Annotated in this window: 15 protein-coding genes; 12 read left to right on the top strand and 3 right to left on the bottom strand. The window is 65.4% G+C overall.

Annotated features, from left to right (window positions below):
• Positions 1-236: 236 nt before the first annotated feature.
• From rpmH to U6958_RS01820, 7 genes are all read left to right on the top strand, one after another.
• On the top strand, positions 237-371 hold the full coding sequence (gene rpmH / locus U6958_RS01850) for a 50S ribosomal protein L34 (RefSeq protein ID WP_012207856.1): 135 nt from the start codon (positions 237-239) through the stop codon (positions 369-371).
• A gap of 58 nt (positions 372-429) precedes the next feature.
• Entirely contained in the window at positions 430-939 is a 510-nt protein-coding gene (locus U6958_RS01845) for a ribonuclease P protein component (protein ID WP_047217511.1), read from the top strand.
• Positions 936-1,226, top strand: a complete 291-nt coding sequence (gene yidD / locus U6958_RS01840) for a membrane protein insertion efficiency factor YidD (protein WP_016447257.1) — start codon at positions 936-938, stop codon at positions 1,224-1,226. The genes U6958_RS01845 and yidD overlap by 4 nt, the downstream gene beginning before the upstream one ends.
• Complete coding sequence (gene yidC / locus U6958_RS01835) at positions 1,223-2,932, top strand: membrane protein insertase YidC (protein ID WP_016447256.1); 1,710 nt, start codon at positions 1,223-1,225, stop codon at positions 2,930-2,932. Before yidD ends, yidC begins: the two co-directional genes overlap by 4 nt.
• A 100-nt stretch (positions 2,933-3,032) precedes the next feature.
• Positions 3,033-4,454, top strand: coding sequence for a tRNA uridine-5-carboxymethylaminomethyl(34) synthesis GTPase MnmE (gene mnmE / locus U6958_RS01830; protein WP_017407040.1), 1,422 nt, complete (start codon positions 3,033-3,035; stop codon positions 4,452-4,454).
• 222 nt (positions 4,455-4,676) lie between these two features.
• Entirely contained in the window at positions 4,677-5,156 is a 480-nt protein-coding gene (locus U6958_RS01825; RefSeq protein ID WP_016447254.1) for a Crp/Fnr family transcriptional regulator, read from the top strand.
• A 177-nt stretch (positions 5,157-5,333) separates the two neighbouring features.
• Positions 5,334-6,071 (top strand): hypothetical protein, encoded by a 738-nt coding sequence (locus U6958_RS01820; RefSeq protein WP_074921148.1) that lies wholly within the window; start codon positions 5,334-5,336, stop codon positions 6,069-6,071.
• Between the two features lie 17 nt (positions 6,072-6,088).
• Here U6958_RS01820 and U6958_RS01815 read toward each other — a convergent pair whose 3' ends face one another.
• Positions 6,089-6,646, bottom strand: coding sequence for an adenine phosphoribosyltransferase (locus U6958_RS01815; RefSeq protein WP_017405006.1), 558 nt, complete (start codon positions 6,644-6,646; stop codon positions 6,089-6,091).
• A 97-nt stretch (positions 6,647-6,743) separates the two neighbouring features.
• Here U6958_RS01815 and U6958_RS01810 point away from each other — a divergent pair, with 97 nt between their 5' ends.
• From U6958_RS01810 to U6958_RS01795, 4 genes are read left to right on the top strand one after another with little or no spacing between them, the layout of a single operon-like run.
• Complete coding sequence (locus tag U6958_RS01810) at positions 6,744-7,745, top strand: SIS domain-containing protein (protein ID WP_016447251.1); 1,002 nt, start codon at positions 6,744-6,746, stop codon at positions 7,743-7,745.
• Complete coding sequence (locus U6958_RS01805; protein ID WP_016454196.1) at positions 7,745-8,305, top strand: HAD family hydrolase; 561 nt, start codon at positions 7,745-7,747, stop codon at positions 8,303-8,305. The genes U6958_RS01810 and U6958_RS01805 overlap by 1 nt, the downstream gene beginning before the upstream one ends.
• Positions 8,302-8,919 carry an LPS export ABC transporter periplasmic protein LptC gene (lptC, locus tag U6958_RS01800; protein ID WP_016447249.1) on the top strand — a complete coding sequence of 206 codons (618 nt, stop codon included), beginning with the start codon at positions 8,302-8,304 and terminating at the stop codon, positions 8,917-8,919. Before U6958_RS01805 ends, lptC begins: the two co-directional genes overlap by 4 nt.
• A gap of 41 nt (positions 8,920-8,960) precedes the next feature.
• On the top strand, positions 8,961-9,761 hold the full coding sequence (locus U6958_RS01795; RefSeq protein WP_017405004.1) for an SDR family oxidoreductase: 801 nt from the start codon (positions 8,961-8,963) through the stop codon (positions 9,759-9,761).
• A 103-nt stretch (positions 9,762-9,864) separates the two neighbouring features.
• On the opposite strand, the gene U6958_RS01790 is transcribed toward U6958_RS01795, so the two are convergent.
• Both U6958_RS01790 and U6958_RS01785 read right to left on the bottom strand, forming a co-directional pair.
• Positions 9,865-10,395 (bottom strand): RNA-binding protein, encoded by a 531-nt coding sequence (locus U6958_RS01790; RefSeq protein WP_074921147.1) that lies wholly within the window; start codon positions 10,393-10,395, stop codon positions 9,865-9,867.
• A gap of 255 nt (positions 10,396-10,650) precedes the next feature.
• The gene (locus U6958_RS01785; protein ID WP_016447246.1) at positions 10,651-11,016 is read right to left on the bottom strand and encodes an RNA-binding protein; all 366 of its coding nucleotides are present in this window, start codon (positions 11,014-11,016) and stop codon (positions 10,651-10,653) included.
• Between the two features lie 493 nt (positions 11,017-11,509).
• Here U6958_RS01785 and U6958_RS01780 point away from each other — a divergent pair, with 493 nt between their 5' ends.
• Complete coding sequence (locus U6958_RS01780; protein ID WP_034348253.1) at positions 11,510-12,088, top strand: TMEM165/GDT1 family protein; 579 nt, start codon at positions 11,510-11,512, stop codon at positions 12,086-12,088.
• Positions 12,089-12,151 lie beyond the last annotated feature (63 nt).

The raw sequence follows: 12,151 nt of genomic DNA, 5'->3' as shown, positions 1-12,151 counted from the left end.
CCTGAATGTGTTCAGGGTGATATGTCCCGCCCGTCTGCATCGGGTCTGCATGCTGCTGCTGGTTGCCTTGGGCGAAACCTTCCCGGTTCGCGCTCCTGGCCGCACATGGCAAGTGCATCGTGCAGATTTTTGGCAGGTGGCCTGGCGGTTTGCCTTTGTGGCGGCTGCTGGCTGCACTGCGTGTAGCGTGCCGGATACGGGACCGGTGCAAAACTGAACCTTCTCTAGGAACCAACATGAAACGTACTTACCAACCCTCCAAGACCCGTCGCGCCCGCACCCACGGCTTTCTGGTCCGCATGAAGACCAAGGGCGGCCGCGCCGTGATCAACGCTCGCCGGGCCAAGGGCCGCAAGCGTCTGGCCGTCTAAGGCCAGCCATTGCTGGGCGGTTTGCTCGCTGCACTGAACCCCTGAAAGGGGTGCTGGAATGCAACGGCTGAAAACACGTCCGCAGTTTCAGGCCGCCATGGCTGCCGGTACGGTTTCGCGTACCGCGCACTTCGCCCTGCACCGTCTCGTTCTGACGGAGCAGGTCGCTGCCATGCCGCCACCGACAGGGCCCGGATCGCAAGATCCGCAGGCCCTGTTCGGCGTTGGCGCGGTGCGCCGGGATGCCTGGCTGGGTGCCATGGTGCCCAAGCGCTGGGCGCGCCGATCGGTGACACGCCACACCATCAAGCGGCAGATCTATGCCGTGGGCGGCGAGCACGAGGCCTTGATGCTCCATGGCGCGCATGTGGTGCGATTGCGCTCGGGCTTTGACCGGCGCCAGTTCGTGAGCGCCACGTCCGATGTGCTCAAGCAGGCGGTTCGTGCCGAGCTGCAGCAGCTGTTCGCCCATGCCGCGAAACGCCTGTCGCAGCCGGCACCCGGGTTGCCTCAGCCAGCGCAGGAGCCGGCCGCTGCCGCTGGCGAGCCTGCCGGAGCCACGCCATGATGCAGCGGCTGCTGATGGCGCTGGTGCGTGGCTATCGGCTGATGCTCAGTCCCTGGCTGGGCTCGGCCTGCCGCTTCACGCCGACCTGCTCTGCCTATTCCCTTGAAGCGCTGGAGCAACACGGCGCTGCGGTAGGCTCCTACCTGACACTGCGCCGACTGGCGCGCTGTCATCCGTGGTGTGACGGGGGGCATGACCCTGTGCCAGAGCACAAGCCCAGGCTGTTCACCAGCCTGACGGCTGCGCCCGAAAACACCCAACCTTCCTCACCTAAGAAGTCTTCATGAACGATATTCGCCGCACCATCCTGTGGGTGATATTTGGCTTTTCGCTGGTCTTGCTATGGGACAAATGGCAAGTGCACAACGGCAAGAAGGCCACTTTCTTCCCCGCGCCGGCCGTGGCCACGGCCCCGGCACCTGAAACGGGCAAGGCGCCCGGCGACGCCAGCGTGCCCTCGGCAGCGACTGCGGCAACGGCCGGTGCCGGCGAAGTGCCTGGCGGCGCTGCCGCGCCCGAGGCTGCTCCGCGCCAGAACGTGACCATCAGCACCGACGTGCTGCGCCTGACCTTCGACAGCCAGGGCGGCACGCTGCGACATGCCGAGCTGCTCAAGTACGCCGATTCCGCCCACAAGGACAAGCCGGTCGTGCTGTTCGACGAGAGCGTGCACCGTGTGTACCTGGGCCAGTCGGGCCTGATCGGCGGCGGTTTCCCCACGCACAAGACGACCATGACCGCGCTGCCCGGCGCACGCGAGCTCAAGGACGGCGAGGACCAGATGGAGCTTCGCTTCGAGTCGCCCGACATGGGTGGCGTGAAGCTGGTCAAGATCTGGACGCTCAAGCGCGGTGCCTACGACATCGGCGTGCGCCATGAAGTGGTGAACACCGGCACGACTGCCGTGAACCCGCAGCTGTACCTGCAGCTGGTGCGCGACGGCAACAAGCCCGAAGGCGAAGAGTCCACCATGTACTCCACCTTCACGGGCCCGGCCGTCTACACCGACGAGAAGAAGTACCAGAAGGTCGAGTTCAAGGACATCGAAAACGGCAAGGCCAGCGTCGAGAAGTCGTCCTCGGGCGGCTACGTGGCCATGGTCCAGCATTACTTCGCCAGCGCCTGGCTGCTGGCCGAAGGCGTGCAGCGCGAGAACTTCCTGCGCAAGGTGGACAGCAACCTCTACGCCGTCGGCATGATCACGCCCGTGGGCACCATCGAGCCCGGCCAGAGCAAGAGCGTGGAAGCGCGCCTGTTTGCCGGACCCCAGATCGAAAAGCGCCTGGAGGCTCTGGCCCCCGGCCTGGAACTGGTCAAGGACTATGGCTGGCTGACCATCCTGGCCAAGCCGCTGTACTGGCTGCTGGACAAGCTGCACGGTTTCCTGGGCAACTGGGGCTGGTCCATCGTGGCCCTGGTGCTGCTGCTGAAGATCGCCTTCTACTGGCTCAATGCCAAGGCCTACTCCTCGATGGCCAAGATGAAGGCCATCAACCCGCGCATCATGGAAATGCGCGAGCGCCTCAAGGACAAGCCCCAGCAGATGCAGCAGGAGATGATGCGCATCTACCGCGAGGAAAAGGTCAACCCCATGGGCGGCTGCCTGCCCATCATCATCCAGATCCCGGTGTTCATCGCGCTGTACTGGGTGCTGCTGTCCAGCGTGGAAATCCGCAACGCGCCCTGGATCGGCTGGATCACCGACCTGTCGGCCAAGGACCCGCTGTTCATCCTGCCCGTGCTGATGACCCTGTCGTCGCTGCTGCAGACCGCGCTGAACCCCGCTCCGCCGGATCCGATGCAGGCCAAGATGATGTGGATCATGCCCCTGGTCTTCAGCGTGATGTTCTTCTTCTTCCCGGCCGGCCTGGTGCTGTACTGGCTGACGAACAACATCCTGTCCATTGCCCAGCAGTGGATCATCAACACCCGCATGGGCGTGCCGCCGCAGTTCAATCTGCCCAACTTCGGCAAGACCAAGCCTGCCAAGTAAGCCTGCGAAGGCCCTGGCTCCAAAGCCCGCTTCGGCGGGCTTTTTTCATGGGCGGCCTATCATCGGCGGCCTGAAATCCCTTCCCAAGAAAGCTCCATCCATGCTGCCCCGCCACAACGATCCCATTGCCGCCATCGCCACCGCTCCGGGGCGCGGCGCCGTGGGCATCGTGCGCGTCTCCGGCAAGGGGGTGGCGCCGCTGGTGCGGGTGCTGTGCGGGCGCGACCTCAAGCCGCGCGAGGCCACCTACCTGCCGTTGCGCGATGCCGCAGGCGGTCCCATAGACCACGGCCTGGCCCTGTTCTTCCCGGCGCCGCACAGCTACACCGGCGAGGACGTGCTGGAGCTGCAGGCCCACGGCGGCCCGGTCGTGCTGCAGCTGCTGCTGGCACGCTGCCTGGAGGCGGCGCAAGAGCCTCTCGAAGGCCATCGCAGCGTACTGCCTGGCCTGCGCCTGGCCCAGCCTGGGGAATTCACCGAACGTGCCTTTCTCAACGACAAGATCGATCTGGCCCAGGCCGAAGCCATTGCCGACCTGATCGACGCCAGCACCGAGGCCGCCGCGCGCAGCGCGAGCCGCTCGCTGTCGGGAGCCTTCTCCGAGGAGATTCATGGCCTGCGCGATGCGCTGGTGCACCTGCGCATGCTGGTCGAGGCCACGCTGGACTTTCCCGAGGAAGAGATCGACTTCCTGCAAAAGGCCGATGCCAGCGGCCAGCTCGCGCGGCTGCGCGGCAAGCTGGACCAGGTGCTGTCGCGCGCCCACCAGGGTGCGCTGCTGCGCGAAGGCATCAAGGTCGTGATCGCAGGGCAGCCCAATGCGGGCAAGAGCTCGCTGCTCAATGCGCTGGCCGGTGCCGAGCTGGCCATCGTCACGCCCATCGCCGGCACCACGCGCGACAAGGTGCAGCAGACCATTCAGATCGAGGGCGTGCCCCTGCATGTGATCGACACGGCAGGCCTGCGCGAGAGCAGCGACGAGGTCGAGCGCATCGGCATCGCGCGCGCCTGGGACGAGATCGCCGCGGCCGATGCCGTGCTCTTCCTGCACGACCTCACGCGCATGGGCGACAACGACTATCTGGCCGCAGACGCGGCCATCGCCGAAACCCTGGCCCAGAAGCTGCCGGGCCAGGTGCCCGTGATCGATGTCTGGAACAAGACCGATCGCGCCGAGCCGGCCCAGCTGCAGGCGCATGGCGGGCGCGAAGGCAGCGTGGCGCTGTCGGCACGCACTGGCGACGGCCTGGATGCGCTGCGCCGGCGCCTGCTGGATGTGGCCGGATGGCAGTCCGCTCCCGAAGGCCTGTACCTGGCGCGCGCACGCCATGTGGAGGCGCTGCAGGCCGTGGCCGCGCACCTGGAAGAGGCCGAGCTGCAGCTGGCGGCCCAGGCCGCCCATCTGGACCTGCTGGCCGAGGAACTGCGCCTGGCCCAGGTCTCGCTGAACTCCATCACCGGGGAATTCAGCTCGGATGACCTGCTGGGTGTGATCTTCTCGAGCTTTTGCATTGGCAAGTGACAGAGGGGATGCGGGCTGAGCGCGGCATGCCCAGCACGGCTGATGGGATGGCGGCAATATTTATCTTTTGCTACAAAATTTGCCGTCGAAAACCCACGCGCCGGCATTGGCGTGCACGCTGCCGTCGCTTAGCATGCGGCGTGCCGCAGCGGCCCTTGCCGCTGCCTGTCGCCGGGTGCCGTCCCGGAGCGGGTACGCGGCCCACTTCGAACCGGATCCGCCATGTCTTCTTCCTCCCACAATGATTTGCGGCCCTTGGCCCAGGCCATGTCGTCGGCCGTGGCTGTCGACGGTGTGCAGAACGCGCTGACCTCGGAGCAGTGGGATCTGCTGGCACCTTACCTGGTGCCCGTCACTCTGGCCGCGGGCGAGCTGCTGTTTGCCGAAGGTTCGCTGGACCGCAATCTGTACTTCGTGGAGTCCGGCAGCCTCAGCGTGCACTACCAGGATGCCAAGGAGCGCATCCGCCTGGCCATCGTCGGTCCGGGCTCCATCCTGGGCGAGGGCGCCTTCTTCGCGCACCGCGCGCGCCACGCCACCGTGCAGGCTGCCGCGCCGGGGCGCCTGTGGTGCCTGACGGCCATGCGCTTCGCCGAACTCAGCAACCGCCAGCCCGGGGTGGCGCTGGCCCTGGTCATGGCCGCCGGCCAGGTCCTGGCGCGACGCGCGGTGGACAGCCGCCGCCGGGTGGCGAGCACCTGAGCAGCACCTGAACGGCACTTGGGCGAAGGCTCTCCGGGGGCCGGGTGGGATTACAGACCGGGCTTTGCTCTGCGACAAATTGATACAGCGGTTTTTGCAACACCTGTGCTCAAAATGTCGCCAAGTTGCAGGCACAATGCCGCGAGTTTGTGACTATTCGTGACAATGAGAGCCCCCATGTCTGTGTTCAACTGGTTTTCCCGCAAGCCTTTGCCCGAACAGGGCCGTGGTTCGCCTGGAAACGATGGCCAGGCCAACCCCGCGGCACGCCGTGATGCCGTCGCGGCCGGGCGCCGCAGCGAGCGGTCCGAGCGCCGTGAGCAGCTCTATGGCGTGGTGCGCGATGTCATGGTGCGTGCCGGGGTGTTGTCGGCCAGCTACAAGTTCAAGGTGCTCTCGCTGGACAGCGTGGGCCAGCGCTTCGTGGTGATGATGGACCTGGCACGGGCCTATGCCAGCGAAACCGCTCGGCTCAGCGAGATCGAGGCCATGCTGGCCCAGGCGGCCAAGGCCCGCATGGGCGCGGTCGTGACAGCCGTGTACTGGCGGGTCAGCGACCAGAACGCTGCCGCCCAGGCCCAGGTGCATTCCGTGGCCGTGCGCACACCGCGTCCCGTCCAGCCCGTGGCCGTCCCCGCCGTGGCTGCGATGGAGGCCGTGGCGCCCCAGCGCCGCAGGCAGGACACGGCGCCGTTCGAGCCCATAGACGATCAGGAAATGGCCGCCTTCAAGATGGCCGTGGCGGCCATGCCCGCTGCAGCCCGTGGTGTGGGCTCTGCAGCTGCGGCGCCCGCCGGCGTGCGCCGCTCGGGCCCCTTGCTCGGGCCAGGCGCAGGCGAACGCGGCGCGGACTTTCACCACAGCACGCTGGACCATCTGGACCTGGGTGTCACCCAGTACGGCGAACTGCGCTGACCGGGCGCCGGCCTGATTCAGTGGCCGGCGAAATCCACCAGCGTGAACAGCGGCAGGCCGCCATCGCGCAGCAGGGTGGAGCCGCCCAGTTCGGGCAGATCCACGATGGCCGCGCCCTCGATCACCGTGGCGCCCAGCTTTTCCAGCAATCTCTTGCCGGCCATCATGGTGCCGCCGGTGGCGATCAGGTCGTCGATCAGCAGTACGCGATCGCCGGTCTTGACGGCATCTGTGTGCAGCTCCACCGTGGCGCTGCCGTATTCGAGCTCATAGGTTTCCTCCACCGTGGTGAACGGCAGCTTGCCCTTCTTGCGGATGGGCACAAAGCCAACGCCCAGCTCGTGGGCCACCACGGCACCCAGGATGAAGCCGCGTGCATCGAGCCCTGCCACCACGTCGGGGCGCATGCCGCGCTGCATGTAGCGGTGCACGAAGGCGTCGGTCATCACGCGAAAGACCTGGGGGTCCTGCAGCAGCGGCGTGATGTCGCGGAACTGCACGCCGGGCGCCGGCCAGTCGGGCACGGTGCGTATGTGCGATCGCAGGTAGTCGTTGACGCTGAGGGTGGTGTGCATGGCGCTGGATCGGGGGCTGGAAAGAACGGGCCAGTGTACCCAGACGCCCGATGGGGGCCGCCGCCGCCGGGTAGCCAGACCGCCTAAAATCTTCCAGATGAATTCTGATGCTGCCACCTTGAATGCGCTGGATACGTCCAGGGTCCTGCGCCTGGCCCGCGACACCCTGGGCATCGAGGCCGATGCCCTTCTTGCCATGTCGCAGCGCCTGGATGGCGTGTTCGGTGAAGTGGTGCAGCGCATCCTGAGCCTGTCCGGCCGCGTCGTCGTGATGGGCATGGGCAAGAGTGGCCACGTCGGGCGCAAGGTGGCGGCCACCCTGGCATCCACGGGCACTCCCGCCTTCTTCGTGCATCCGGGCGAGGCCAGCCATGGCGACCTGGGCATGGTGACCGGCATCGATCTGGTACTGGCGCTGTCCAACAGCGGCGAGGCCGATGAACTCACCGTGCTGCTGCCTGCCATCAAGCGCCAGGGCATACCCCTGGTGGCCATGACCGGCGGCGCGCAGTCCACGCTGGCCCGCCATGCCGACTGGGTGCTGGACACCCGTGTGGAGCGCGAGGCCTGCCCTTTGAACCTGGCACCCACGGCCAGCACCACCGCGCAGATGGCCATGGGCGACGCCCTTGCCGTGGCACTGCTCGATGCACGCGGCTTTGGCGCCGAGGACTTTGCGCGCTCCCATCCGGGCGGCGCGCTGGGCCGCAAGCTGCTGACCCATGTGCGCGATGTCATGCGCAGCGGCAAAGAGCTGCCCAAGGTCGGGGCCGATGCCAGCTTTGTCGAGTTGATGCGCGAGATGAGCGCCAAGGGCCTGGGCTGCTCGGCCATCGTCGATGCGGCAGGCGTGCTGCAAGGCATCTTCACCGACGGAGACCTGCGCCGCCGTGTCGAGGCCGGCACCGACCTGCGCGCGCTGCAGGCCGGCGATGTCATGCACAAGGGCCCCCGCACCATCGCCGAAGACGCGCTGGCCGTCGACGCCGCCAGCATGATGGAGGAGCACGGCATCACCGCCGTGCTGGTGGCCGATGCGCAGCACCAGCTGCGCGGCGTGGTCCATATCCGCGACCTGATGCGCGCCAAGGTAATCTGATGGCACGCGCTCCCTTGACGCCCGTGCAGAACTGGGACGCACCGCTGCTGCTGCTGGCGCAGGACGTGCGGGTGGCATTCTTCGATGTCGATGGCGTGCTGACCGATGGCGGCCTGCTGTTCTCTGGCGAAGGCGAAGTGCTCAAGCGCTTCAACACGCTGGACGGCCATGGTCTGAAACTGCTGCAAAAGGCTGGCATCACGCCCGCCGTGGTGACGGGCCGCGATTCGCCCGCGCTTCGCCTGCGGCTGAGCAATCTGGGCGTCACGCATGCGCGCTTTGGCACGGAAGACAAGGTGCCTGCCGCCGAGGCCATCCTGAAGGAGCTGGGCCTGCAATGGCACCAGGCGGCAGCCATGGGCGACGACTGGCCGGACCTGCCCGTGATGCGGCGCTCCGCCTTCGCCTGCGCACCGGCCAACGCCCATGACGAAGTGCTGGCCGTGGCCGATTGGGTCACGCCGCGCAGCGGCGGTGAAGGAGCGGTGCGCCAGCTGTGCGACCTGCTGCTGGCCGCGCGTGGCGCCTATGCCGGGCTGCTGGCGGAATACGCATCATGACCCAGGCCTGGCGCCGCGTCGGTGACCGGCTTTCCCTGTACCTGCCCGTGCTGCTGATGGGCCTGCTGGCGCTGGGCACCTGGTGGCTGGTGCGCAATGCGCCGCAGCCCCTGGCCAGCGGCACCGAAAAGGCCGTGGCGCACGAGCCCGACTATTTCATGAAGGATTTCTCGATCAAGAGCTTCGATGCCACGGGGCGTCTGAAGAGCCAGATCGAGGGCAGCATGGGCCGCCACTATCCCGATACCGACACGCTTGAAATCGACAACGTCCGCATGTTCGCGGTCTCGCCCGAAGGCCGCATCACGCGCGGCAGTGCGAACCGGGCGCTGAGCAATGCCGATGGTTCCGAGGTGCAGATGTTCGGCAATGCCATCGTCACGCGCGAGCCATTTGTGACAGCAGGTAAACAGCCGCAGCCGCAGTTGCAATTCCAGGGCGAATTCCTGCACGCCTGGCCCAACGAGGAGCGCGTGAGTTCCAACCAGCCCGTGGTGCTGACCCGTGGCAAGGACCGCTTCACGGCCGACAGCATGCAGTACAGCAACCTGGATCTGGTCATGAAACTGCAGGGCCGCGTGCGCGGCACCCTGCAGCCTTCCAGGACCAAGTAAGGCGCCAGCGCAAGCGCAGGCATGCCGATGGAGGACAAGCCATGACGACATCCTCGCGCAGCCCGGCACCCCTGGCCTTCATCACCGGCGCATCCAGCGGCATAGGCCAGGCCCTGGCCTGGCACGCCTACCAGCAAGGCTGGTCGCTGGCGCTGGTGGCTCGGCGCGGCGACGTGATGGCGCAATGGGCTGCGCAACAGGGCCTGGACTCCTCGCGTTTCGCCCTCTACGAGGCTGATGTGGGCGTGCCTGACAGCATCATCGCCGCCGCCCGGCGCTGCGAGCAGCAGCAGGGCCTGCCCGATGTCGTGATCGCCAATGCTGGCGTCAGCTGGGGCGTGGACACCTCGATGCGCGAGGACATCGACACCATGCAGCAGGTGCTGGCCGTCAACACGATGGGGGTTGTGGCCAGCTTCCACCCCTTCATCGCACCCATGGTGCAGCGTGGAAGCGGGCAACTGGTCGGAATTTCCAGTGTGGCCGGGCTGCGCGGCCTGCCAGGACACGGCGCTTATTGCGCCAGCAAGGCTGCAGTCATTGCCTATTGCGAAAGCCTTCGCGGTGAATTGCGCAGTAGTGGCGTAAAAGTCACGACATTGCTTCCTGGCTATGTGGATACACCCCTCACGCGTGGTAACCGCTATGGCATGCCATTCCTATTGGAGCCGCAGGAGTTTTCCGCAAGGGCCTGGCGTGCCATTGAAGATCGCCGCAGTCTGGTCATCATTCCATGGCAAATGGCCTGGGTGGGGCGGTTGATGAAAATTCTCCCCAACGCGATATTCGACAGGCTGCTTGTAGGACGGAAGCGCAAACATCGGCATTTGGAAAATCCCTGATGCCCATTGCCGTTCGGAATATGCTCATGCACGCATCTTGTGCGTAAAAAAGGCTCCATGAAGGAGCCTTTTTGATTCGGGGTAACACTGAGAACCGTGGATCTCATTCCCCGTTGTTATTGTTGTTTCCCCAGCCGCCGCCACGGCCACCATTGCGGGGGCCGGAGCCATAAGGGCTGCGGAATCCGCCGTCGCCACGACCGCCGTAGCCGCCGCCACCGCCGCCGTCGCCACGGCCATAGCCGCCACGGTCGCCACCGTCACCGCGTCCGTAGCCACCGCCATCACCGCGGCCACCGCCACCGTAACCGCCGCCGCCGCCACCATCACCACGGCCATAGCCGCCGCCACCGCCGCCAAAGCCGCCCGAACGCGGGGGACGAGGCTCCATGGGACGTGCTTCGTTCACCACGAGGCTGCGTCCGCCCAATGGCTGGCCATTCATGCCCTGAACGGCAGCCTGAGCCTCGGCATCACTGCCCATCTCGACAAACCCGAATCCCTTGGAACGGCCTGTGTCGCGCTCCATCATGACCCGGGCGCTGGTGACAGCGCCGAACTGGCTGAATGCCTGCTCCAAGTCGTTGTCACGCACACCATAGGGAAGGTTGCCGACGTAAAGCTTATTGCCCATCAAAAACTCCTCAACTCCTCAATGCTCACTGGTTTGCGCTCGGCTTCAGGATGCACAGACATCAGGTTCCTTGTATACAAGAGCCTGGCCAACCTTCCTAAACACATAGCGTTCGAACGGGTCTGCCCGAAACTAAATTATGAAGCACAAAAATCAAAAAGATAAATGCTCGAAAACACAAGCTGATAACGTTTGGCAACAAAAAAGGGGCCCAGAGGGCCCCTTTTTTTGCTAACGCATGCTCTAAGCGAGAGCTTAGTAGCTGTTGCGACGGCCACCGCCGTAGCCGCCGTCGCGGTTGCCACCGCCGAAGCCGCCACCGCCGCCACCACCGAAGCCGCCGCCGAAGCCGCCGCTACGGGGAGCGCGGGGCTCCATCGGGCGGGCTTCGTTGACCACCAGGTCACGGCCGCCGCGGTTTTGGCCGTGCAGGCCTTGGATAGCAGCTTGTGCTTCGGCATCGCTGCCCATTTCGACGAAGCCGAAACCCTTGGAACGGCCGGTGTCGCGCTCCATCATTACCTTGGCGCTGTTAACGGCGCCGAATTCGCTGAAGGCTTGCTCCAGATCGCTGTCACGGAAGGTGTACGGCAGGTTGCCGACGTAAAGCTTGTTGCCCATGGAGGACTCCTGAAAAAACTGGAAAACGCGATGGAGCCCTAGGGAGTCAACACGGGATGACAACGTTAGAGACGCAAACGCACTAGCACTCATTGAGCCGAAGCCCGAACGAAAGCTCGCCCATTATGTGGCAGAAGTTTTCGCACGTTATTACTGTTTCGCAAAAATTCGTCGTGCCCGCCACAGAATGCCCCTGGGAGTTACCCTGAAATTGCGGCAGCGCATAAGCAAGTGCCTTGGCGGCAGTGGGGGCCGGCATGCAGATCCGAGGGCTGCTATGATCGCCGGCTCAGTCTTTGGGGAGTAGATCGTTCGGCTCAGCAGCCGGATGCATGCGTCAACAAACTTGGGCCTTCGCTGGCCTATGGCGTATGCGGCGCGCAGTGCAATGCTGCGTGTGACCGATCGAGACCATTGACCGCGCACCGATCCAAAGGCCGGAGTCGGAGCGTGGTCAATGCGTGCTCTATCCGGCCGGATAAATCCCCACACCATGGAAGCCTTCCTGATTTCAACCTCCGTCGTCGCGCTTGCCGAGATGGGGGACAAGACCCAGCTGCTGTCGCTGGTGCTCGCCGCGCGTTTTCGCAAACCCTGGCCCATCGTGGCGGGCATTTTCGTGGCCACGCTGGTCAACCATGCGCTGGCCGGTGCCGTGGGCGCCTGGATCACCAGCTATCTTGGCGAGAACGCCATGCGCTGGATTCTTGGCCTGTCCTTCATCGCCATGGCGGTCTGGATGCTGATCCCCGACAAGCTCGACGAGGACGAGGTGTCCGGACACTCGCGCTGGGGCGTCTTCGGCACGACGCTGGTGGCCTTCTTTCTGGCCGAGATGGGCGACAAGACGCAGATTGCCACCGTGATGCTGGCGGCCAAGTACAACGCCTACCTGTGGGTGGTGGCGGGCACCACGCTGGGCATGATGCTGGCCAACGCTCCCGTGGTGTGGCTGGGCGACAAGCTGGTCAAGCGCGTGCCCATCCGGCTGGTGCATGTGATCTCGGCCGTGATCTTCCTGGTGCTGGGCGTGCTGGCCCTGTTCCTTCCGGGGGCAGGCGTTTTGGCATAATGATTCTTCATGCGCCGATTTGCTTCTGCTTGCGGGCGCTTTATAAATCCAGCTAAAGACGAC

It is taken from the genome of Delftia lacustris (assembly GCF_040267515.1).
Taxonomy (GTDB): Bacteria; Pseudomonadota; Gammaproteobacteria; order Burkholderiales; family Burkholderiaceae_C; genus Comamonas; species Comamonas tsuruhatensis.
The sequence above is the reverse complement of the archived record's forward strand: the minus strand, read 5'-3'. Positions and strand labels throughout refer to the sequence as shown.

What these genes read in the sequence shown, in the direction of transcription:
- lptC (WP_016447249.1), top strand. Translation starts at nt 8,302, where the DNA reads ATGACCCAGGCCTGGCGCCGCGTCGGTGACCGGCTTTCCCTGTACCTG.
- rpmH (WP_012207856.1), top strand. Translation starts at nt 237, where the DNA reads ATGAAACGTACTTACCAACCCTCCAAGACCCGTCGCGCCCGCACCCAC.
- mnmE (WP_017407040.1), top strand. Translation starts at nt 3,033, where the DNA reads ATGCTGCCCCGCCACAACGATCCCATTGCCGCCATCGCCACCGCTCCG.
- U6958_RS01820 (WP_074921148.1), top strand. Translation starts at nt 5,334, where the DNA reads ATGTCTGTGTTCAACTGGTTTTCCCGCAAGCCTTTGCCCGAACAGGGC.
- U6958_RS01780 (WP_034348253.1), top strand. Translation starts at nt 11,510, where the DNA reads ATGGAAGCCTTCCTGATTTCAACCTCCGTCGTCGCGCTTGCCGAGATG.
- U6958_RS01810 (WP_016447251.1), top strand. Translation starts at nt 6,744, where the DNA reads ATGAATTCTGATGCTGCCACCTTGAATGCGCTGGATACGTCCAGGGTC.
- U6958_RS01785 (WP_016447246.1), bottom strand. Translation starts at nt 11,016, where the DNA reads ATGGGCAACAAGCTTTACGTCGGCAACCTGCCGTACACCTTCCGTGAC.
- U6958_RS01845 (WP_047217511.1), top strand. Translation starts at nt 430, where the DNA reads ATGCAACGGCTGAAAACACGTCCGCAGTTTCAGGCCGCCATGGCTGCC.
- yidC (WP_016447256.1), top strand. Translation starts at nt 1,223, where the DNA reads ATGAACGATATTCGCCGCACCATCCTGTGGGTGATATTTGGCTTTTCG.
- U6958_RS01825 (WP_016447254.1), top strand. Translation starts at nt 4,677, where the DNA reads ATGTCTTCTTCCTCCCACAATGATTTGCGGCCCTTGGCCCAGGCCATG.
- U6958_RS01790 (WP_074921147.1), bottom strand. Translation starts at nt 10,395, where the DNA reads ATGGGCAATAAGCTTTACGTCGGCAACCTTCCCTATGGTGTGCGTGAC.
- U6958_RS01795 (WP_017405004.1), top strand. Translation starts at nt 8,961, where the DNA reads ATGACGACATCCTCGCGCAGCCCGGCACCCCTGGCCTTCATCACCGGC.
- U6958_RS01815 (WP_017405006.1), bottom strand. Translation starts at nt 6,646, where the DNA reads ATGCACACCACCCTCAGCGTCAACGACTACCTGCGATCGCACATACGC.
- U6958_RS01805 (WP_016454196.1), top strand. Translation starts at nt 7,745, where the DNA reads ATGGCACGCGCTCCCTTGACGCCCGTGCAGAACTGGGACGCACCGCTG.
- yidD (WP_016447257.1), top strand. Translation starts at nt 936, where the DNA reads ATGATGCAGCGGCTGCTGATGGCGCTGGTGCGTGGCTATCGGCTGATG.